This is a genomic window from Pseudomonas sp. ICMP 3272, assembly GCF_001466905.1.
In the GTDB taxonomy this organism is placed as follows: domain Bacteria; phylum Pseudomonadota; class Gammaproteobacteria; order Pseudomonadales; family Pseudomonadaceae; genus Aquipseudomonas; species Aquipseudomonas amygdali.
This window is the reverse complement of the sequence record NZ_LKEK01000052.1, coordinates 35,027-55,598: the sequence shown is the minus strand read 5'-3', so window position 1 is coordinate 55,598 and position 20,572 is coordinate 35,027. Positions and strand designations below refer to the sequence as shown.

Genomic DNA, 20,572 nt, shown 5'->3' with positions numbered 1-20,572 from the left:
GTTTGACTGAGCGAACCCATTGCACGCCGTGCAGAGATTATCAATTGGCTTGTTGCAGACAATAAGCCACACCGACAGTTAAGCCGTTGTGCCACAAGCGATAGATCAACGCTTGTTGCGACGTCACTTAAACAGTAAGCGTCAAGGCGACTGTGGAGCAGACATGACTAATACCGATCGCACCGTTTTATCAAACATGGTGAGCGAGCTGGCAACCACTCGTGCATTACTTAATTGCCTGATCAAGGAGTTCGCACTGCCTGAACAGTGCCTTCATTACACTTGGCCCCAGGGAATGCAAGGTATTGCGCCGGGCAGTTTCGTGGATGGCGGGCAATGGAAGGGCATTCCACTCACCATCAGCCTGCCCAATGAGCAGCAGTTTTTCGTGCTGGTGGACCGCCGCGACCATCTGGGCAGCCATCGTTACCTGTCCGATGTCTACGCACGCAACGGCAACAGTACCTGGCGCTGCCTGGCTTTTGCCGAATTTGCCCAGCAGTTGCTGACGGCGTGTGAGCACATGACCCGGGCCAGCAACGACGAACTGCTCGATCAGGTTCTGCAAAGCCAGCACCTGACCGCTGCCATCGTGGCGCACAACATGACCGGCCAGCACCCGGCACCGCTGAGCGGTTATCTGGCCAGCGAACAGGGCCTGTGGTTCGGCCATCCCAATCACCCGGCACCCAAGGCGCGTCTGTGGCCTGAGCATCTGGCGCAGGAGACCTACGCCCCGGAGTTTCAGGCGCAGACCGCGTTGCATCTGTTCGAAGTGCCGCTGGACGGGCTGCGAGTCACCTCCAATGGCTTGAGCGAAGCCGAGGTGATGTCAGGGTTCGCGGATCAATCGCGGGCCAGGCCCGGGCATGCGCTGATCTGCATGCATCCGGTACAGGCGCAATTGTTCATGCAGGACCGTCGCGTGCAAAGGCTGCTTGAGCTGGGGGACATCTCGGACCTGGGGGCCAGTGGCCTGCTGGCCAGCCCGACGGCTTCGATGCGCACCTGGTACATCGAAGGGCATGACTACTTCATCAAGGGCTCACTGAATGTGCGCATTACCAACTGCGTCAGGAAAAACGCCTGGTACGAACTGGAAAGCACGCTGATCATCGACGAATTGTTTCAGCGCTTGCAGCAGACACGGCCAGAAACCCTCGGCGGGCTGTCCACCGTGGCTGAACCGGGTTCGATGAGCTGGGCACCCAAAGGCGCCAGCGAGAGCGACGGCCACTGGTTTCGCGAGCAGACCGGCGCCATTCTGCGCGAGAACTTCTGTCGTCGTTCCGGCGCTGATTCAAGCGTGATGGCGGGCACCTTGTTTGCGCGTGATCTGCGTTCGCGGCCTTTGGTGCACGACTTCCTTGAGCGTTTCAACGGGGGTGAACTTGAGGACCCGCACCTGCTGGACTGGTTCGATGAATACCAGGCCTTGCTGCTGCGCCCGGTCATGGCGCTGTTCTTCAATCATGGCATCGTGATGGAGCCGCATTTGCAGAATGCGGTGCTGATTCACGATAACGGACGCCCTCAGCAGCTGCTGTTACGCGACTTCGAAGGCGTCAAACTGACCGATGAACTGGGCATCAAGGCTATTCAGGTCGGGCTGCACCCGCGGATTCGGCAGTCATTGCTCTACACCCGCGAACAAGGCTGGAATCGCATCACCTATTGCCTGCTGATCAACAACCTGTCCGAGGCCGTGCTCGCCTTGAGCTGGGAACGTCCGCACCTGGCGCCGCTGATGTGGCAGCGGGTCGAACGGCAGTTGCAACGCATCCGCGACGAGTTGGTGTTGCCTGCTCCAGAGCTGGACGCACTGATCGCCGGCCAGTCGATTGCCTGCAAGACCAACCTCAAGGTGCGTCTGGCCGCCAAGGCCGACCGTGAGGCCAATTATGTGCGCCTCGCCTCACCATGGGCCAAGGAGGCGCGTTATGCGTAAGTTGCCGGAAACCGTGCTGGCCGCCATCAAAGAAGCTCAGGCACTGGAAACCGACCCGCTGGCGGCTTTCGTCTACGATCTGGATGCGTTGCAACAGCATGTCACTGATGTCATGGCCGCGCTGCCTGCGGGCGTCGAGCTGTATTACGCGATCAAAGCCAACAGCGAAGCATTGATGCTGGAAACCCTCGCTCCGCTGGTCAGTGGCTTTGAAATCTCTTCGGGGGGCGAGATCGAGCGGGTAATGGCCTGCCCGACACGCAAACCCTACGTGTTCTCCGGCCCTGGCAAGCTGGATTCCGACTTGCGCTCGGCGTTGCTGAACAAGGTTGAAGCCATCCATCTGGAAAGCCTCAACGAAATTGCGCGTCTGCAACAGCTGGCAGAAGAAACCGGGCGCGTGCAGCCGGTGTTTCTGCGCATTAACCCACAGTTGCCAGCCGCGCAGTCGAGCAAGCTGGCGATGGCCGGCACCGCCACACCGTTTGGCATTGACGAAGCCGATCTGGCCGAGGCGGTCAGGCGCGTAGACAGCGCCAGCCACCTGACGCTCAAGGGTTTCCATGTACACGCCATGTCGCATCAGATGTCGGTTGAGCGTCATGAGCAGTTGCTGGATTTCTACCTGCAGCGCTGGCAGGAATGGAAAGCACTGGCCAGCTACCCGGAGCAGTTGACCCATTTCAACGTCGGCGGCGGCATTGGCGTCGATTATCTGAACAGTCAGCAGTTCGACTGGCAGCGCCTGTGCCGCTATCTGGAAAAACGCCTGGGCGAGCAGCGTGACGCGCCGATCCTGCGCTTTGAACCAGGACGTTTCATCAGCGCCTATTGCGGTTATTACGCTATTGAAGTGCTGGACAGAAAAACCAGTCACGGCGAGCATTTTCTGGTCTGCCGCGGCGGCACTCACCAGTTTCGTCTGCCGGTTGCGCAAGGCCATGACCATCCGGTTATTCATGTGCCGAGTGTGCCAGCGACGGGCGCATCTGCGGAGCAGTCCTACACCGTGGTTGGCCAGTTGTGTACGCCAAAGGATGTATTGAGCCGCCGACAGCCGCTCAAAGACGTGAACATCGGGGATCTGCTGGTGTTGCCGCTGGCAGGGGCTTATGGCTACAACATCTCCCATGTCGATTTTCTCTGTCACCCAAGACCGGTACAGCACTTTGTGCGCAACGGTGAACGGGTTCGCACATGAGTCTGAACGTCCCACGCCGTTGGGTAGTGTTCAATGTGCTGCTCGGTACCCTGACTGTCAGCCTGAGCAACAGCTCGCTCAACCCGGCGCTGCCAACGTTCATGGAGGCGTTTCAGGTCGGTCCGCTGCTGGCCACCTGGATCGTTGCAGGGTTCATGACCAGCATGGGCATGACCATGCCGCTGACCAGCTTTCTCAGTCAGCGCATTGGCCGCAAACGCCTGTACCTATGGGGCGTGGCGCTATTCATTGGCGGCTCGCTGCTGGGCGCGCTCGGCAACTCCATCGCGTTGGTGATCACTGCGCGGGTGGTGCAAGGCATCGCCAGCGGGTTGATGATCCCGTTGTCGCTGGCGATCATTTTCTCCGTATATGAAAAGCACGAACGGGGCAGGGTGACCGGGCTCTGGAGCGCAGCGGTAATGCTCGCTCCGGCATTGGGGCCGCTGTGCGGCAGCCTGATGCTGGAGTGGTTCAGCTGGCGCTCGCTGTTCCTGATGAATGTGCCCATCGGCCTGCTGGCCTTGCTGTTGGGTGTCGGCGTGCTGCCAGACTCCGAGCCTGTCGAGCGCAAACCGTTCGACCTGATCGGCTATTTGCTGGTTGCCTCGGGCATCGGCTTGCTGATGATCGCCATCAGCCGCATGCACCGCGCCGAGGCACTGCTCGACCCGTTCAATCAGGGCATGGTGCTGGTCGCCGTGGCCTGTCTGATTGCTTTCGTCAGGGTCGAGTTGAGTCGCAAGGCGCCGCTGCTGAATCTGCGTCTGTTCAACCTGCGCGGTTACCGTCTGAGCGTGATCGTTGCCGTCGTGCAGTCGGTCGGCATGTTCGAATGTCTGGTCCTGTTGCCGCTGCTGGTGCAGACAGTACTCGGATACAACCCGATCTGGACCGGTCTGGCCCTGCTGTGTACCGCCGCGTTCGCCAGCCTGTTCGGGCAGTGGGGTGGCAAGGCGCTGGACCGGCACGGTCCGCGCACAGTAGTCGCCATCGGCCTGCTGCTGACCGGTGCTTCAACCCTGGCGCTGGGCATGCTCAAGGCGGATACGGCGATCGGCGTGGTGTTCGTGCTGATGATGATTCGTGGCGCGGGCCTCGGGCTTTCCTACATGCCGGTGACGACGGCGGGGCTCAATGCCTTGCCCGAGCCGATGGTCACTCAGGGCGCGGCGATGAACAACATTTCCCGCCGGCTTGTGGCGTCGCTGGCAATTGTCATCGCTTCGCTGTGGCTGGAGTTTCGCCTGAACACTGCGGGACCGGCCGCCACGCCTTCGGCCATCAGTGAAGTCTTCATTGCCACCGGCCTGCTGATCCTGCTGGCACTGCCGTGTGCCTGGCGTTTCCCCCTTAACGACGAACGCACCGAGGCACAGCCCGGCGCGGTCGAACCCCGATAATTTTTCGTTCGAGGTATGAACATGGCTACCCCTTTACCGCTGAAACGCAACACCGCTTCACCTTCAACGGCCACCGGTGCCTGGCTGGCTGATATCAACGCTGAGCGCTACCAACAAGTACAGCGCCGGGTAATCGGTCAATTGCTGCAAACCTTGCTGTACGAGGCTGCACTGCCTTATCGATGCGAGCCGCTGGACGATCATCGGCATCGTTTCACCGTCGCTGTCAGTGATGGCGTGGAGTACCACTGCGAAGGCCTGCTGAGCACCAGCTTCGAGCTGATCCGCCTCGATCACGCCACCCTTGAACGCTTGAGCAGCGCCGGTGAGCGTAGCGTGCCGGATGTGCATCTGGCGTTGACCGAGCTGCTCAGCCCGTTCAAGGACAGCCCGCATCTGGCACGCTTCATCCAGGAAATAGAGCAGACCCAGCTCAAGGACCTGCAAGCACGCAGTCAGGGTTATCAGCCCGCAAAACCCGCACATGAGCTGGACGTTGACGCTTTGGAACAGCACTTCATGGACGCCCACAGCTACCACCCGTGTTACAAGTCACGGATCGGTTTTTCGTTGGCTGACAACCGTCACTACGGGCCCGAATTTGCCACGCCGTTCGGGGTGGTCTGGCTGGCAGTGGCGAAGTCGAGCGCGTCGGTCGGTCATTCGCGCAACATGGATTTCCAGGCGTTTATCCGCCAGGAACTGGGCACACAGCGCTGGCAGGAAATGTCCCGGGACCTGGCCGCGCAGGGCAAATCCATTGAGGACTATCAACTGATGCCAGTGCATCCGTGGCAATGGGACAACGTCACGGTGTCGACTTTCTACCCGGAACTGGCCAGCGGCGAGCTGATTTACCTGGGCACCTCGACCGACGTCTACAAGGCTCAGCAGTCGATTCGTACACTGGCCAATGCCAGCCAGCCCAAGCGACCTTACGTAAAACTGGCGATGAGCATGACCAACACCTCCAGCACGCGCATTCTGGCGCGGCATACGGTGCTTAATGGTCCGATCATCACCGACTGGCTGCATCAGTTAATCGCCACCGACAGCACTGCGCGTGCGCTGAATTTTGTGATTCTCGGCGAAGTTGCCGGTGTCAGTTACGACTATCGCCACCTGCCGGAAGCGCGCTCGGCGCAGACCTACGGCACGCTGGGTGCAATATGGCGCGAAAGCCTGCATCAGTACCTCAAGGACGATGAGCAGGCGGTGCCGTTCAATGGCCTGAGCCATGTGGAAAACCGCTATAGCGATGGTGAGCAGGCACCGTTCATCGACGCGTGGATCCGCCAGTACGGCGTTAAAGAGTGGACCCGCCAATTGCTGCAGGTCACGGTGCCTCCGATCATCCATATGCTCTACGCCGAAGGCATCGGCATGGAGTCTCACGGTCAAAATATCGTGCTTATCGTCAAGCAGGGCTGGCCGCAGCGTATCGCCCTCAAGGACTTCCACGACGGTGTGCGTTACTCACCCGCACATCTGGGCCGCCCTGAACTGTGTCCGGAGCTGGTCCCGCTGCCCGACAGCCACGCGAAACTCAACCGTAACTCGTTCATCATTACCGATGACGTGAATGCGGTGCGCGACTTCTCCTGCGACTGTTTCTTCTTCATCTGCCTGGCCGAAATGGCGATCTTCCTGCGCCAGCAATACCAGCTGGATGAGGCGCTGTTCTGGCAGATGACCGCCGACGTCATTCTCGACTACCAGCGTGCGCACCCGCAGCATCGCGAGCGCTTCGAGCTGTTTGATGTCTTCGCACCGTCCTATGAAGTGGAAGAACTGACCAAGCGCCGCCTGTTGGGTGACGGTGAGCGTCGCTTCCGCTCGGTGCCTAACCCGCTGCATACCTACAGGCCGCAATGATGCTGAGGACCAATACACTCAAGAGCAGACTTGGCAGCGGACAGCCTGTGTACGGGCTAATCAGTTCGATCCCGGCCCCGGCCGCCATCGAGTTGATCGCCGAGGCCGGTTTCGACTTCGTGATCATCGACATGGAACACGTGCTGATCAACCCGGAAACCGTGGAGAACATGATCCGTGTTGCAGAGAGCTACGCCCTCACGCCATTGGTGCGGGTCGCCGATCTCAATCCGAAAACCCTGCTGCGCCTGCTTGATGGCGGTGCGCAGGGCATCGTTTTGCCGATGATCGAGAGCCCCGAGCAACTGGCGGATGCCATTGCCGCCTGCAAGTACCACCCGCTGGGCCGCCGCAGCCTCAACGCCGGTCGTCCCGGCTCGTTCGGCAAGCACAGCCTGGCGCAGTACGTTGAAGCCGCCAATCAGCAGATCATGGTAGTGGCGATGATCGAAAGCGCCGAAGGCGTGCGCCGCGCCGCCGAGATTGCCCGTGTGCCGGGGCTGGACATGATTCTGGAAGGGGCCGCAGACCTGTCGCAGTCACTCGGGATGCCCTGGCAGATCGATCAACCCGATGTACAACAAGCGTTGCTGGCCACCTGGCAAGCCACCAAGGCAGCAGGCGTCGCCTATTGCACCATTCCCCGGAAAGACGGCGACGCTGCCCGCTGGCAGGCTCGCGGCGTCAATGCCTTTGTCCTCGGCGATGAGCGCGGCATTGCCTTTCGCGCACTTCAGGCGCGTCTGGCCCAACATTCAGCAGAAGGAAAATAATCCGATGAACTTCACTTCACTCGCCGCTGACCTGGTCATGCAGGATCTGGTCGATTGCCTGCTGGCTGAAGATTTCTTTGGCCGCGAGCCATTGAGCCTGCAGGACACCGCTCACTGGCAAGCGCGCCACCCGCAAGCCCCAAAACTTGAAGGGCAGAGCAGCACACAGCAAATCTGGGAATGGTGCTGCGATGACTCGGAGCAGCGCTTCATCAGCGTCGCGCTGCGCCCAGGCATTACTCAACAATGGGAGAAAGTGCCCGGCACGCCGGTGCTGGGCCGTCAGGCTGAGCGCTGGACACAGTTGTCCCCGGAAGAGTTCATGAAATGGGTATTCGCCGGTAAAACAACCCTGCTTCAGGACAGCGAGCGCGAGGACAATGAAAAGGGCATAGCGCTGTTTCTGGAGGTGTTGCGCATCAGTGTCTGGCAGACCGCGTTGTCGCTGGACCATAAAGTCGACGAGCACAACCTGATGGCACAGGACGGCGCTACGTTCTTCAGGACAATGGAACAGTGGGCTTCGCTACGTGATCGCCCATACCATCCACTGGCCAAAGCCAAGCAAGGCTTGAACGAGCAGGAATACCAACAGTATCAGGCCGAGTTTGCCCGGCCGGTGGCGCTGAACTGGGTCGCCGTCGACAAAACCTTGCTGCAATGCGGTGACGGAGTAGGGGATTTGAACGAGTCTTTCCCTGCTCGCCACCTGCTGCCAGAGAATCTGCAGGCTGTCCTCGAGCAGGAACTGCAACAGCGCGGCATTGCCGACAGTCACGTTGCGCTGCCGGTTCATCCTTGGCAATTCGAGCATGTTCTGCAGGTCCAGCTGGGCGACGCCTTCACCAGGGGCGATTGTCAACGTCTGGCCTTCAACGAGGCCGCGGTATACGCCACCTCATCGCTGCGTTCGATGACACCGTGCCTCGACAGCCCCGATTACCTCAAATTGCCCATGGCGATCTATTCGCTCGGCGCGTCCCGCTACCTGCCAGCGGTGAAAATGATCAACGGCGGGCTGAGTGAAAAACTGTTGCGCCAGGTTGTCGACAAGGATGAAACCCTGAGTCGCTCGCTGCACCTGTGCGACGAACGCAAATGGTGGGCGTTCATGCCACCCCAAGCCACTCTGTTCGACGAAGGCCCCCGGCATCTTTCGGCCATGGTGCGAGGCTATCCGGCAGCCTTGCTCGACGATCCGGAATGCCGCCTGCTGCCGATGGCGGCGCTGGGTACACCGTTGCCAGGCAGCAATCGGCATTTCTTCGATGAGTGGATGGACTATCGCGACCTGCCGCGCAATCAGGCTTCGGTACTGACACTGTTCCGCGAGCTGAGCCACAGTTTCTTCGACATCAACCTGCGCATGTTCCGCCTGGGCATGCTCGGCGAGGTGCATGGCCAGAACGCAGTCATGGTCTGGAAAGCCGGTCAGGCACAAGGGCTGTTGTTGCGCGACCACGACTCGTTGCGTATTTTCGTGCCCTGGCTTGAGCGTAACGGCATGCGCGACCCGGAATATCGAATCAAGAAAGGCCATGCCAATACGCTTTATCATGACCGTCCTGAAGACCTGTTGTTCTGGCTGCAGACACTGGGCATTCAGGTAAACGTGCGGGCAATCATGGATACTCTGGCCCAGGTGTATGAGGTACCGGTAACAGCGCTGTGGACGGTATTGCGCGATGTTTTGGATAATCTCATTACAACCATCGAATTTGACGACGAGGCGCGTGCCATGATCAGGCATCAACTGTTCGAAGCCCCCAACTGGCCGCAAAAACTCCTGCTTACACCCATGATCGAGCGCGCAGGCGGACCGGGCAGCATGCCGTTCGGCAAGGGCGAGGTGGTCAACCCGTTCCACAGGTTGCGCCGTGCAACCTGACCAACATTTGCATCCTTCGCGGCGCACGGTATTGCGCCTGTCATTGGGATTACTGGCGCTGCCCGGCATTGTCTGGGCAGAGCCATTGCGCGCAACGCCACCAAGAGTCGTCACCTTGTTTCAGGGGGCGTCCGACAGCGCCGTGGCCCTGGGCGTGACGCCGTGCGGCGTGGTGGATTCCTGGAGCGAAAAACCGATGTACCGCTACCTGCGCCCGGCGCTGGCGGCGGTACCGCATGTGGGCCTGGAAACCCAGCCTAGCCTTGAAGATATCGTGCTGCTCAAGCCCGATCTTATCGTCGCATCACGCTTTCGCCATCAACGCATCGCGCCGTTGCTCGAGCAGATCAGCCCCGTGCTGATGCTGGAAGAGGTGTTCGAGTTCAAGCGCACGCTGGCGATGATGGGCGCTGCCATGCTGCGTCAACAGCAAGCCATGGACCTGCTTGGCCAATGGCAACAGCGTGTGACGGCGTTACGCAGTCGGTTGCAGGAGAAGTTTGCCGGGCGCTGGCCGATCACCGTGTCGGTGCTCGACATTCGTGAAGATCATATCCGCAGCTATCTGCCCGCCAGCTTTGCAGGTTCGGTGCTGACCGAACTGGGCTTCGCCTGGACGCCCACTGCCCGCGAGGCAACGGGCGTTTCCCTTAAACTCAGCAGCAAAGAGAGTTTGCCTGTGGTCGATGCCGACCTGTTTTTCATTTTTCAGCGCGCGGACAGCAAAGCCGCGCAGCAAAACTACGACAAGCTGGTCCGACACCCGTTCTGGCAACAGTTGCGCGCAGCGCAGGATGGTCAGGTATGGCGCGTGGATGCCGTTGCCTGGAGCCTGTCCGGTGGCATTCTGGGTGCCAACCGCATGCTCGATGAAATCGCTCGCGTGGCCATGGCGGATAGTCCCTCATGACCGCTGCGGTAAAACTGGGTCTGGGACTGTTGGTGTTGATAGCGTGCATGGGATTGAGCCTGGCAACCGGAGCCACCTGGATATCGCCCTCTGCGATTGTCCGAAGTGTGTGGCAGCCCGATGCGCTTAGCACTATCGAGCATGTGCTGCTCGATACGCGCCTGACGCGAACCCTGATGGCCGTCGCTGTGGGTTCCAGTCTGGCGGTTGCTGGCGCGCTGATGCAGGCACTGACGCGCAACCCGCTGGCCTCGCCCGGTTTGTTCGGCATCAATGCCGGGGCGACGTTTTCGATCATTGCCTGTTCGTCGTTGTTTACGCTTTCGTCCATGAGCCAGTGGCTGTGGTGCGCGTTCATTGGCGCGGCGGTAGCAGGGACTATTGTCTGGATAATCGGCAACCGCGGGCAGGGCAGTCTCAACCCATTGCGAATTGTGTTGGCCGGTGCGGCGATCACCGCGCTGTTTACCGCGTTCAGTCAAGCATTGCTGGTGGTCAATCAGGACGGCCTGGACACCGTATTGTTCTGGCTGGCCGGTTCCTTGTCGGAACGCGATCTGACCACCGCCGCGCCATTACTGGTATGCGTGGTTGTGGCACTGGCCGGGTCACTGGTGCTGGCCGGGCAGGTCAACGTGCTCAATACCGGAGAAACCATCGCAACCGCATTGGGCCAGCGTACAGGCTTGATTCGCCTGCTGATGAGCATCGTGATCATTGTCCTGGCGGGCAGTGCTGTAGCGTTGGCCGGGAGCATTGGTTTCATCGGGCTGCTGGTGCCGCACATGGTACGCAAGACACTGTCCATCGATCATCGCTGGCTGCTGCCCGGCTGCGCGTTGCTGGGCGCAACGCTGTTGCTGCTGGCCGATACGCTGGCGCGGGTGGTGATTGTGCCTCAGGAAGTCCCGGTGGGCGTGATGACCGCACTGTTCGGCGCGCCGTTCTTTATTGCGCTGGTTCGCCGGGGGGCACGTTATGGATAGGCATCTGACCCTGCGCTACTGCGGTTTTTCCCGGCAGTTCAGCCTGACTGCATTGATACGTCTGTTGATCGGCGCAACGCTGACATTGCTGATCGCTCTGGGCTCGCTGGCCGTGGGCAAAATCAACCTGTCGCCCGAGACCCTGTTGAATGTTTTTACCGGTCAGGCGGATGCAAGTCTGGTCTTCATCGTCGAACAACTGCGCATGCCCCGGCTGGTGCTGGCAGCACTCGTCGGCGCGGCACTGGCGGTGTCCGGGCTGATCCTGCAAAGCATCATCCGCAATCCGCTGGCTTCGCCGGACCTGTTGGGTATCACCAGCGGTGCCAGCGCGGCGGCAGTGCTGTATCTGTCATTCTTCTCGGCTGCTTTGGGGGCGCAATTTCTGCCCTTGGCGGCGATCTGCGGTGCAGGTCTTGCCGCACTGGTCATCTATCTGCTGGCGTGGAATCAGGGCGCTTCACCATTGCGCATGGTGCTGATCGGGGTAGGGGTGTCGGCCCTGCTGGCAGCAGTGACGACGTTCGTTCTGGTGTTCAGCCCGCTGACCACCACCTTGTCGGCTTATGTCTGGCTGACCGGGAGCGTGTATGGTGCCAGTTGGCCGGAGCCCCGCGCCCTGGCGGGCTGGCTGGCGCTGACTTTACCGCTGCTGGTGCTGCTCGCCCGCCAGGTGCGCATGCAGCAGCTCGATGATGATCTGGCTCAGGGCATCGGTGTGCGCGTGCAATGGCTGCGCGCCGGGCTGCTGCTGGTGAGTGTTGCGCTTGCAGGTCTGGCGGTTGCGTGGGGCGGGGCGATTGCCTTTGTCGGCCTGATTGCGCCGCACATTGGCAAACGCCTGATGCCACCGGGGTTTACCGGACAGGCGCTGATGGCGGCGCTGATCGGTGCCAACCTGGTAATGCTTGCCGACCTGGCCGGGCGCACGCTGTTCCTGCCGCTGGACCTGCCCGCAGGGATTTTTGTCGCGGTGCTGGGCACACCGTTTTTTCTCTACTTATTGATCAACCAGCGGCATTAAGGAATTACGGATGGCGTCAATCGCAACCCATGACCTGACCCTGAGTTACCAGCGGCAGGTGATCATCGACAGCCTTGATCTGCAGTTGCCCGCGGGCCAGGTGACCGTGCTGATCGGCAGTAACGGTTGCGGCAAAAGCACCTTGCTCAAATCCCTGGCGCGTCTGCTCAAGCCGCAGCAGGGCACTGTGGTGCTCAACGGTGCCGATATCCACCAGAAATCCACTGCTACGGTCGCGCGCGAACTGGCGATTCTGCCGCAAATGCCAAGCGCGCCAGAGGGCATCAGCGTACGTCAGCTGGTGGCGCTGGGCCGTTATCCCTATCAGAACTGGATGCAGCAATGGTCCGTTCAGGATGAAGCCATGGTCGAACGGGCACTGGCGCAGACCGGTATGCAGGAACTGGCCGAGCGGCCCGTTGATGCCCTGTCAGGCGGCCAGCGTCAGCGCGCGTGGATCGCCATGACGCTGGCCCAGGATACCGACATCGTATTGCTGGATGAGCCGACGACCTTTCTCGACCTGGCTCATCAGATTGAAGTGCTGGACTTGTTACGCGACCTCAATCGCCAGGAAGGCAAGACCATCGTCATGGTCCTGCATGATCTGAACCTGGCTTGCCGTTATGCCGATCACATGGTCGCCGTCCACGAGCGCACCGCCTTCGCCCAGGGGCGTCCGGCCGACATCCTCAGTGAAGCACTGGTCAAGCAGGTCTTCGGCCTTAATTGCCGGATCATCGCCGACCCGTTCTTTGGTACGCCGCTGTGCATTCCCTTTGGCCGGGAACTGCCGCAATGAGCCTGGCACAGGCTTTCAGCGAGCCCGAATGGGCACTGCTGTCCGGGGCGTTGCGCCTTAAACACGCAGTTGACCGCGATACCCGCTCGTTGCCAGCCAGTGCCTTGCTGGACGACAACGTGTGCGAACAATTGCTTGCAGCATTGGGGCCGGTCATCGGCTCTCCGACGCAGGCGATCACCGCGTCACTGCTGGCCAAGCGCTTTTCCTTCCTGAGCACCGGTGCCTGCCTGTACGCCATGTCGGTCTACGACAAGGGCTTGATCCTGTCGCTGGACAATAGCGTGATCGAATACGCACACGATGACGGCCTGTGGACCTCCTCAATGCCCTTGGACGACTTAACACCTGTGGGTTATGAACAGGGCACCCGCGAGGTGTGGCGTGAGGTGATTGTCGGCACCTTGTTCCGCGACCTGCTGCAGCCGCTGTGGGAGACCTTCAACCGTATCACTGGCATTTCCCGGCGAATCCTTTGGGAAAACACCGCCGTACGTGTCTATTCGCTGTACGACAAACGCATGGAAAAGGTTGAAGACCCGGCGATTCGACAGCGCTGTGATGCGGATTTCGACTGGCTGCTGAATCAGGCCGACCCGGCACTGTTCGGCCTGAACTACAACCCGCTGAAACACTTCCGCCGCCCACCGGTTTTGCTGGAAGCCGAGGGCAAAAGCATCCGTTTTCGACGCACCTGCTGCTTCTATTACGACGCCAGCAACCCCGTCGAGTATTGCTCGACCTGCCCGTTATTGAGGCCAAAAAAATGTCGATGAACAAGCACATTGCACACCGCCAGCAACAGCTCAGCGACGCCGTGATAGAGCAATACCGGGGCATTGCCGCCTCCACCATCGGCCACCTGACTGACAGTGGTTATCTGCCAGGGATCAGACCGCTGTTCGACGGCGCTCGTCTGGTCGGCAACGTGGTTACAGTCAAAGTAGAGATGCCCGACGGCAGCATCCTGCGCGATGCATTGCTTAACAGCCTGCCTGGCGACGTGCTGGTCATTGAATGCGTTGGTGACGATCATTGCGCCTGCTGGGGCGAGCTACGTACCCTGGCCGCGCTCATCAAGGGCCTGGCCGGCGTAGTCATATCAGGTGCGGTTACCGACGTCGCCGCCTTACGCGAACATCGTCTGCCGATATTCAGCCGAGGTATCAGTGCTGTGACCACGCGAAGCCTGGGGGAACGTGGTGAACTCAATGGGCCGATCAATATCGGTGGGGTTGTTGTTAATCCGGGAGACATTGCCATTGGCGATGACGACGGAGTGTTCATCCTGAGTGCGCAGCAGGCGAGTGAGTTGTTGCCTGGGTTGCTGGCCAAGGAACAAGCGGACCATGAGAAACGGGAGGAGTTTTTGCGACGACTGGACAGGTATAAAGCACCTGCTGCCGGTTAGCACATTAATCCAGCAGAGACGCATTCTTGAGTAGATCATACAGCCCTTCAGGTACAAGCGTAGATTCACGGGTAAAACTGGAGCCAGAATGCCACGCGGCCTTGAAAGTTGCCCCGTCGCTTTCAAGGCCGTCCAGCCAGGGCTTCTTATAGATTTCTGCGTCGTCAAATCTTGCATCGTAGACCTGCACGATCTCGTGCCCTCGCTTGCCCGCGTAGGTAAAAATGCTCTCCAACGTGCCAATCAACCGAACGTTGCTGATCGAAAAGCCCAGTTCTTCATACACTTCCCGGACCACGGCATCGATACTCCGTTCGCCAAATTCAATGCCTCCGCCAAGAGGGCGAAAAAGCGTTTGCTTTGCAACGACGTCGTGAAATTCGTTGACCAGTATTTTTCCCTGGTGGTGAAAGACGCAAAGAGCGAGGGCACGAATGCGCGGTTCTGACATGAATAAATCTCCTTTCCAGCCTTCTGCATGACTATACACAGACGCCATCAGCGTGTTGTTCAGCTATTATTCAGGTGAATAGCTGATTGACAACCAGCTTACAGCTTCATTTCATGCGAACTTGTAATTAATCGTTATGCATTAACCGTTATCGTACGACCAAAAAGGCAACTTGGATCCCAAATAAGACTTCAGAATGTATACCAGGTTTTTCCGGCGTTTAGTTGGCGGGGCGCTAAAGATTTCGCTTCTATGACCGATGAAGGTGGCAAGCCCAAACTGTCCCGGATAGCCGCAATGTTTAACTCTCAGTTGAAAAAAACCAACAAGGCATTGGAGCGCCGCCTCGCCATGCTTGAACAGGCAGGGCAAATTCTGAATCTGGAGACAGTTGCCGCCGTTCTGGACGGGGCGGGCAAAGTGCAGTCAGTCAATGCCTTGTTCGAGACAGAGCTGAGCTATGCACAAGCCGAGATTGCCGGGCGCAGTCTTTCTGAACTGAGCCCGCCAGAACTGAGCGGTGATGTTCACCAGAAGCGCGCCCTGGCGGCTATTCGGGACGGCAAACATTTCAGCGGCACCTTGCGCCTGGTCAGCAAAACAGGGGCCATGGTGTGGTTGAGAACCGTGGTCGTTCCCTTTAAGAACGAAACCGGCGGCGTGGAGCAGATCACGCTGTACTCAAGCGTTTTGACGCGCACCATTGAAGCCTCTCGCGAGAACGAAGCCCTCGTGAACGCGCTGCAACGGTCCACCGCTGTTATTGACTTCACCCTCGATGGAATAGTCATTACAGCCAATGACAACTTTCTGAAAGCAATGGGTTACGAGTTACATCAGATAAAGGGAAAACATCACAAAATGTTTTGTTTGCCTGAAGAGTCTGCCTCCGACGCCTATACGCTGTTTTGGGAAAGGCTGCGTCGGGGTGAATTTATCGTTGACCGTTTCCGGCGCGTCGACAAGTCCGGTCGTGATGTATGGCTGGAAGCGTCCTATAACCCGATTACCGACGCCAATGGCAAGCTCTATAAAATCGCCAAGTTTGCGACGGTGATTACTGAACAGGTTGAGCGTGAGAAAGCTGTCGCTGAAGCGTCGGAGATGGCCTATCAAACATCTATCGATACCGACGGCAGTGCACAGCAAGGCCGAAAAGTCATCAAGGACACCCTGCAGATGCTGGGCCAACTGACAATTTCGATGGAAGAGGCCACGCGGGGCATCGAGGCACTGGACTCTCAAAGTCAGGTCATTGGAACGATCATAAAAACCATCAGTGGAATCGCCGAACAAACCAACCTGCTTGCGTTGAACGCAGCTATTGAAGCCGCGAGGGCGGGCGAACAGGGCAGGGGGTTCGCGGTGGTGGCCGACGAGGTACGCCAGTTGGCCTCCCGCACGACCAAAGCGGCAGAAGAAATCGTAAACGTCGTGAAGACCAATCAGAGCCTTGCTTCAGATGCCGTGGGCGTGATTGTGCGTAGTACCGAGCAGGCTTCCGAGGCGCTGGTGCTGGCTAACGATGCAGATCGTGTCATGCAGGAAATCCAGCAAGGCGCCAACACCGTAGTTCGAGCCGTCAGTCGGTTTGTCGATCAGCGCTCGAGTTAGTTGCAAACGGCGGAACACTATCGAGCCCGGTAGTGTTCCCGGTCATCATCCTGGCAAGGGGCAATAGGGCTTAGCGAATGCCGGTAAGCGTGAAGTCTGGCGACCGCTGAACTGCCTGCAGTCGTACACCTGCCGTCATTCGAGCGTAGCGTTCATGTCATTCATTCGCAGTCCGCACATGGTTCGTAAATACCTTTACACCCTGTTGTGGCTTTACCTGTTTTCTATTTTTTTGTTGGCCATGGCGTGGGAATTCAAGCTTGAGTCCTTCGCTATGTACGCCATGAACTTGCCGTATGATCAAGACTTCGAAGATGCCGAGCGTTGGCGTTTTGTATTGACGTCGACCGGGTTTGCGTTGCTGTCGATGGTCGTACCGTTCATTCTTTTGAAGCGCCTGATGCAACGCTTGCAAGACAGCTACAACGACTTGCTGAAGTCGCAGGCGCTCAGCGACTCTCTGGCCCGTCACGATCCTTTGTCTGGCCTGCTCAATCGGCGCGTGTTTCACGAGCAGCTGGTTGCGCGCCTGGAGCAGCCATCTTCGCAAACCGCCGTTTTCCTGATCGATCTGGATAAATTCAAGCTGATCAACGACACCCACGGGCATGCAGTGGGAGACGCGGCGATTTGCGCCGTTGCGGAAAGTCTGCGAGACGCGACAATAGGGTGGCAGGCTTCCGTAGCTCGACTCGGCGGGGACGAGTTCGGTCTGGCGGTCAGTGGTGACTTCAGTCAGGTTGAACTGGCAACGCTGGCTGAAAGTGTGTTGGCTAAAATCGCAGAGTCCAGTGCGAATTTTCCGCGTTTAGCGCTTAGTGCGACCCTGGGCATTGCAATTGCGCCGTTGGACGGTTCGGATGCCGACATCCTGCTGCAGCATGCCGACAGCGCCATGTACAGAGGCAAGAACGGCGGCCGCGCCACGTTTAACTTTTATGAAGTCAGTTTCGAGCGCGAACAACGCCAACAGGAGTTGTTCGCGCAGGAATTGAGACAGGCTATTGAGGAAAAAAAAATCCAGCCGTTCTATCAGCCTATTGTCAATCTTCCGGAGCAACGCCTCGCAGGGTTCGAACTATTGGCGCGATGGCTGCACCCCGAGCGCGGAATTATCATGCCGCTTGACTTCATACCCGTGGCAGAACAGCTGGGGCTAATCAAGCAGCTCACTGAAAGTCTCCTGCTTCAGGCCTTCGATCAGGCGCGTGACTGGCCGAGCGATTTTACGCTGGCCATCAACGTCACTTCATTGATGATCGAAAGTGTCGATTTTCCCGACTGGTTGGCGCGCGTGGCCAGCGAAGGTAAATTTCCACTGAGCCGGCTGGAAGTGGAAGTGACGGAAAATGCCCTTGTGGCCAATGTCGACAGTGCACGCCTGAACCTGGAGCGTTTGCGCGCTATGGGTGTGAGCGTAGCGCTGGACGATTTCGGTACGGGCTATTCAGGGCTTTATCATTTGACCAAACTGGCCATCGACAAGATAAAAATCGATAGATCGTTCTTTGATACGACTCTTGAGAACCAGAATGAGATGGTCAAGGCCATCCTCGCTCTGGGTAAAAGTCTGCGCATGAAAATCACCGCCGAGGGAGTCGAGCAAGAGGGGCTGGCAGACTGGTTAGCCTCCCATGAGTGCGATTTTGCTCAAGGTTACTTGTTCGGACGGCCCTTGCCTTTGGCCCAGGTGACAGCGTTGCTGGCAATGGCCGAGCCCGACGGGCCGGTAAGGGCGCGAGCCATTGCCGGGTAGCGCGAACGTTGGGCGCACGGGATATGGCGCCCCACTAATGGCAAGCTACATCGCCCGCCGAAGCGTAATCCGGGTCAACTCCGAAGGCTGGCCAAGACGAATGGCAAATCCGGGCCAGAGTGCGGTGCCGTTGTTGACGTACAGCTGCATCCCGCCGACATCATAAAGTCCCGACACAAATCCCCCGTTGGCCAGGGCCAGCAGGCGGTGAAGACCGAAGATCATTCCGCCATGGGTATGGCCGGAAAGTTGTACAGCAACGCCTTTAGCCGCAGTTTCTCGCGCGTTTCTGGGTTGATGGTCGAGCAGGATGATCGGGGTGTCTTTTGCGATGCCTGCTATGGCTTTTTCAACGTCTGGCGCGGGGAAGCCGGTCTTTGGTGCGGTCACATCGGTGACCCCGGCCAAAGCGATCCGTGCGCCGTCGCGCTCGATCAGGGTGTGGCTGTTGGCGAGTGGCACCATCCCCAGCGAGACAAAGTGCTGCATCCACGTCTGGTTGTCGAAAAAGTACTCATGATTACCGGGTATGACATACACGCCGTCCGGTGCCCGTAAATCGCGTAAAGCCTCGACATCCTGCTTTCGGTCGCTGAGCGAGCCATCGATCAGGTCGCCGGTGATGACGATCAGATCCACTCCCAGCGCATTCGACTGCTGCACCACCGCCTGTGTCCACGGCGCGTCAAACAGGCGACTGATATGCATGTCAGTCAGCTGCAATACCTTGTAGCCCTCGAATTGCACAGGCAGGTTTTTGATCGCGATCTGGATATCTTTCACAGGTGGCACGCGCACGGCCTGCTGCACGCCGATTGCCGCCAGCACCAGGGCCGCCACACCGATGACGTAGCGCAGATTGGCCGGAATGGTCAGTATTTTTCGGCGCAGCAACATCGTCAGCAACGTTCCGATATCGACGATGATTTGCAACACCGCAAGCAACAGGATCGCGCCAAACGCCCAGTTGAACAGCATCACAAGGTCGCGTGGAAATTCCGGCGAGAACACGCTTCCGGAGGAAAACCGGCAATACAGGTGATATTGCGAGGCTAGAACAAGCAGCAGAGCAACGGCAATTCTGGTTGATAGCGCCCACGGCATTGGCCACAAGAACCTGGCGATAACGTACAGGCAGGGCAGGCTGAACATAACGTGAAACATCAAAGCGCTCCTTTAGTCATCCGCCGATAGTAACGGCTCGCCTCTCGAGGCGTCGACCGATGGGTTCCGAGTCAGTTGACTGGGGTTTTCCTCACTTGATTCATAAGCGGATGAAGCAACACCCGATACTGGAAACGTGGTTGGGGCGCTTTCGGCTGCGGGCCCGGCTTTGCTCGCGATGATCCCCTCATGACGCGGATTTTCAGGGCCTGGCGCATTGACTGAGAACGTTGGAATGGCAGGAAGTGGCATCCATAAATAAATGTATAGATGCATTAAGCATCCTAATCGCAAAAAGCCATCTCTCAATTGACGCTACGGTCCGCACTCATGGTTAATGGCTGCAACGCTATTCAACGTAGGGTTCGCCGCCATGCTCAGATTCCCATCTCGTCTAAACGCTGTTCTCGGAGCCTTGACCGGGCTGGCTTTGCTGATCGGTGCAAATGCCGCAATGGCGGGCCAGACGTTACGTTTAGCCCACGCCTCAAGCTCCAGCAGCCTGATCAATCAGGCGATGACACGTTTTGCTGCCGAGGTCAGCGCTGAGACCAAGGGCGAATTGAACGTACAGGTCTATCCCGACGGGCAATTGGGTGACGAAGCGCCTATTGTCGATTCGGTCGGCGCAGGAGCCATCGACATTGGCCTGGGCGGCTCGACTGACGGCATTGATCCACGCCTGAATGCGCTGTCGCTGCCATTTCTGTTCGAAGATTCGGTCGCCGTGCATGCCTACCTCGATAGCGCAGCCGGCAAGAAATTCCTCAGCATGGGCCAGGACCATGGCTTCGTCATGCTCTCGGCGCTGGACTCTGGCTTTCGCCAGTTCGCCAACAGCAAACACCCGATAATTCAGCCCGCAGACCTCAGTGGCCTGAAAATACGTACGCCGCCTAACCCCGTCATTCTGGCAACCATCAAGCAACTGGGCGGACTGGGGCAGTCGATTCCGTTTGGCGAGGTTTATACCTCGCTGCAATCGGGTGTAGTGGACGGTGTCGAGCCCGAGCTGCGCGATTTTTACGACCAGAAGTGGTATGAGGTCGCCAAATATGTCTCGCTCTCGAACTACGTGTGGTCGGCTAACTTCTGGTTCATCAACAAGGACAAGTATGAAAGCCTGAGCGCAACTGATCGGGCTGCTCTCGACAAGGCCGTGGTAGACACCACAGCCTGGTATCGCTCGCAGCTGGAAGCGGTGTACAGCAAGATTCAGCAGGAAATGCAGGGCAAAGGCGTGAAGTTCAATGACGTCAACCCGCGTCCATTCCGCGAGTTGAGCAACCCGGTGTATGCCCAGTTCGGCAAGGTCTGGGGCGAAGACTTCGTCAGCCAGCTGCGGCACGACGCGCAAGGCGAGTGA

Annotated in this window: 17 protein-coding genes and 1 pseudogene; 16 read left to right on the top strand and 2 right to left on the bottom strand. The window is 58.6% G+C overall.

What is annotated here, in order from left to right; translation table 11 throughout:
• Positions 1–163 precede the first annotated feature (163 nt).
• Genes AO068_RS13280 through AO068_RS13225 form a run of 12 tightly spaced genes read left to right on the top strand, consistent with a single transcriptional unit; the run spans position 164 to position 14,221 of the window.
• Positions 164–1,948, top strand: coding sequence for an IucA/IucC family protein (locus tag AO068_RS13280; RefSeq protein ID WP_057402981.1), 1,785 nt, complete (start codon positions 164–166; stop codon positions 1,946–1,948).
• Complete coding sequence (locus AO068_RS13275; RefSeq protein ID WP_058408603.1) at positions 1,941–3,149, top strand: type III PLP-dependent enzyme; 1,209 nt, start codon at positions 1,941–1,943, stop codon at positions 3,147–3,149. The genes AO068_RS13280 and AO068_RS13275 overlap by 8 nt, the downstream gene beginning before the upstream one ends.
• Positions 3,146–4,552: a DHA2 family efflux MFS transporter permease subunit gene (locus AO068_RS13270; protein WP_058408602.1), complete on the top strand. Its 1,407-nt coding sequence runs from the start codon at positions 3,146–3,148 to the stop codon at positions 4,550–4,552. Before AO068_RS13275 ends, AO068_RS13270 begins: the two co-directional genes overlap by 4 nt.
• Positions 4,553–4,573: 21 nt before the next feature.
• The gene (locus tag AO068_RS13265) at positions 4,574–6,427 is read left to right on the top strand and encodes an IucA/IucC family protein (protein WP_058408601.1); all 1,854 of its coding nucleotides are present in this window, start codon (positions 4,574–4,576) and stop codon (positions 6,425–6,427) included.
• Entirely contained in the window at positions 6,427–7,200 is a 774-nt protein-coding gene (locus tag AO068_RS13260) for an HpcH/HpaI aldolase family protein (protein WP_002553751.1), read from the top strand. Before AO068_RS13265 ends, AO068_RS13260 begins: the two co-directional genes overlap by 1 nt.
• 4 nt (positions 7,201–7,204) lie before the next feature.
• Entirely contained in the window at positions 7,205–9,088 is a 1,884-nt protein-coding gene (locus tag AO068_RS13255; RefSeq protein ID WP_058408600.1) for an IucA/IucC family protein, read from the top strand.
• Positions 9,078–9,998, top strand: a complete 921-nt coding sequence (locus AO068_RS13250) for an ABC transporter substrate-binding protein (RefSeq protein WP_057443621.1) — start codon at positions 9,078–9,080, stop codon at positions 9,996–9,998. Before AO068_RS13255 ends, AO068_RS13250 begins: the two co-directional genes overlap by 11 nt.
• The gene (locus AO068_RS13245) at positions 9,995–10,984 is read left to right on the top strand and encodes a FecCD family ABC transporter permease (RefSeq protein WP_058408599.1); all 990 of its coding nucleotides are present in this window, start codon (positions 9,995–9,997) and stop codon (positions 10,982–10,984) included. The genes AO068_RS13250 and AO068_RS13245 overlap by 4 nt, the downstream gene beginning before the upstream one ends.
• Positions 10,977–12,008 (top strand): FecCD family ABC transporter permease, encoded by a 1,032-nt coding sequence (locus AO068_RS13240; RefSeq protein ID WP_058408598.1) that lies wholly within the window; start codon positions 10,977–10,979, stop codon positions 12,006–12,008. Before AO068_RS13245 ends, AO068_RS13240 begins: the two co-directional genes overlap by 8 nt.
• Positions 12,009–12,018: 10 nt before the next feature.
• On the top strand, positions 12,019–12,810 hold the full coding sequence (locus AO068_RS13235) for an ABC transporter ATP-binding protein (protein WP_058401350.1): 792 nt from the start codon (positions 12,019–12,021) through the stop codon (positions 12,808–12,810).
• Positions 12,807–13,586 (top strand): IucA/IucC family C-terminal-domain containing protein, encoded by a 780-nt coding sequence (locus AO068_RS13230; RefSeq protein WP_058408597.1) that lies wholly within the window; start codon positions 12,807–12,809, stop codon positions 13,584–13,586. The genes AO068_RS13235 and AO068_RS13230 overlap by 4 nt, the downstream gene beginning before the upstream one ends.
• Positions 13,583–14,221, top strand: a complete 639-nt coding sequence (locus AO068_RS13225) for an RraA family protein (RefSeq protein ID WP_080394916.1) — start codon at positions 13,583–13,585, stop codon at positions 14,219–14,221. The genes AO068_RS13230 and AO068_RS13225 overlap by 4 nt, the downstream gene beginning before the upstream one ends.
• Before the next feature lie 4 nt (positions 14,222–14,225).
• On the opposite strand, the gene AO068_RS13220 is transcribed toward AO068_RS13225, so the two are convergent.
• Positions 14,226–14,672 carry an NUDIX hydrolase gene (locus AO068_RS13220; RefSeq protein WP_080394913.1) on the bottom strand — a complete coding sequence of 149 codons (447 nt, stop codon included), beginning with the start codon at positions 14,670–14,672 and terminating at the stop codon, positions 14,226–14,228.
• A 252-nt stretch (positions 14,673–14,924) separates the two neighbouring features.
• On the opposite strand from AO068_RS13220, the pseudogene AO068_RS29725 reads away from it, so the two are divergent.
• The 3 genes and pseudogenes from AO068_RS29725 to AO068_RS13210 all read left to right on the top strand — a co-directional run.
• A pseudogene (locus tag AO068_RS29725) lies at positions 14,925–15,746 on the top strand (PAS domain-containing protein); the annotation flags it as partial.
• Positions 15,747–15,776: 30 nt separating this feature from the next.
• Positions 15,777–16,286 carry a methyl-accepting chemotaxis protein gene (locus AO068_RS29720; RefSeq protein ID WP_227447886.1) on the top strand — a complete coding sequence of 170 codons (510 nt, stop codon included), beginning with the start codon at positions 15,777–15,779 and terminating at the stop codon, positions 16,284–16,286.
• Positions 16,287–16,440: 154 nt separating this feature from the next.
• Positions 16,441–18,042: a putative bifunctional diguanylate cyclase/phosphodiesterase gene (locus tag AO068_RS13210; protein WP_058408594.1), complete on the top strand. Its 1,602-nt coding sequence runs from the start codon at positions 16,441–16,443 to the stop codon at positions 18,040–18,042.
• Positions 18,043–18,087: 45 nt separating this feature from the next.
• Here AO068_RS13210 and AO068_RS13205 read toward each other — a convergent pair whose 3' ends face one another.
• Positions 18,088–19,206: a metallophosphoesterase gene (locus AO068_RS13205; RefSeq protein ID WP_058408593.1), complete on the bottom strand. Its 1,119-nt coding sequence runs from the start codon at positions 19,204–19,206 to the stop codon at positions 18,088–18,090.
• 373 nt (positions 19,207–19,579) lie between these two features.
• Between AO068_RS13205 and AO068_RS13200 the strand changes: the two genes are divergently transcribed.
• Complete coding sequence (locus tag AO068_RS13200) at positions 19,580–20,572, top strand: TRAP transporter substrate-binding protein (RefSeq protein WP_058408612.1); 993 nt, start codon at positions 19,580–19,582, stop codon at positions 20,570–20,572.

Bases quoted from the DNA above. Each gene is read 5' to 3' on its own strand.
- AO068_RS13230 (WP_058408597.1), top strand. From the start codon at position 12,807: ATGAGCCTGGCACAGGCTTTCAGCGAGCCCGAATGGGCACTGCTGTCC.
- AO068_RS13280 (WP_057402981.1), top strand. From the start codon at position 164: ATGACTAATACCGATCGCACCGTTTTATCAAACATGGTGAGCGAGCTG.
- AO068_RS13205 (WP_058408593.1), bottom strand. From the start codon at position 19,206: ATGTTTCACGTTATGTTCAGCCTGCCCTGCCTGTACGTTATCGCCAGG.
- AO068_RS29720 (WP_227447886.1), top strand. From the start codon at position 15,777: ATGGCCTATCAAACATCTATCGATACCGACGGCAGTGCACAGCAAGGC.
- AO068_RS13245 (WP_058408599.1), top strand. From the start codon at position 9,995: ATGACCGCTGCGGTAAAACTGGGTCTGGGACTGTTGGTGTTGATAGCG.
- AO068_RS13265 (WP_058408601.1), top strand. From the start codon at position 4,574: ATGGCTACCCCTTTACCGCTGAAACGCAACACCGCTTCACCTTCAACG.
- AO068_RS13200 (WP_058408612.1), top strand. From the start codon at position 19,580: ATGCTCAGATTCCCATCTCGTCTAAACGCTGTTCTCGGAGCCTTGACC.
- AO068_RS13240 (WP_058408598.1), top strand. From the start codon at position 10,977: ATGGATAGGCATCTGACCCTGCGCTACTGCGGTTTTTCCCGGCAGTTC.
- AO068_RS13275 (WP_058408603.1), top strand. From the start codon at position 1,941: ATGCGTAAGTTGCCGGAAACCGTGCTGGCCGCCATCAAAGAAGCTCAG.
- AO068_RS13260 (WP_002553751.1), top strand. From the start codon at position 6,427: ATGCTGAGGACCAATACACTCAAGAGCAGACTTGGCAGCGGACAGCCT.
- AO068_RS13225 (WP_080394916.1), top strand. From the start codon at position 13,583: ATGAACAAGCACATTGCACACCGCCAGCAACAGCTCAGCGACGCCGTG.
- AO068_RS13270 (WP_058408602.1), top strand. From the start codon at position 3,146: ATGAGTCTGAACGTCCCACGCCGTTGGGTAGTGTTCAATGTGCTGCTC.
- AO068_RS13255 (WP_058408600.1), top strand. From the start codon at position 7,205: ATGAACTTCACTTCACTCGCCGCTGACCTGGTCATGCAGGATCTGGTC.
- AO068_RS13210 (WP_058408594.1), top strand. From the start codon at position 16,441: ATGTCATTCATTCGCAGTCCGCACATGGTTCGTAAATACCTTTACACC.
- AO068_RS13235 (WP_058401350.1), top strand. From the start codon at position 12,019: ATGGCGTCAATCGCAACCCATGACCTGACCCTGAGTTACCAGCGGCAG.
- AO068_RS13220 (WP_080394913.1), bottom strand. From the start codon at position 14,672: ATGTCAGAACCGCGCATTCGTGCCCTCGCTCTTTGCGTCTTTCACCAC.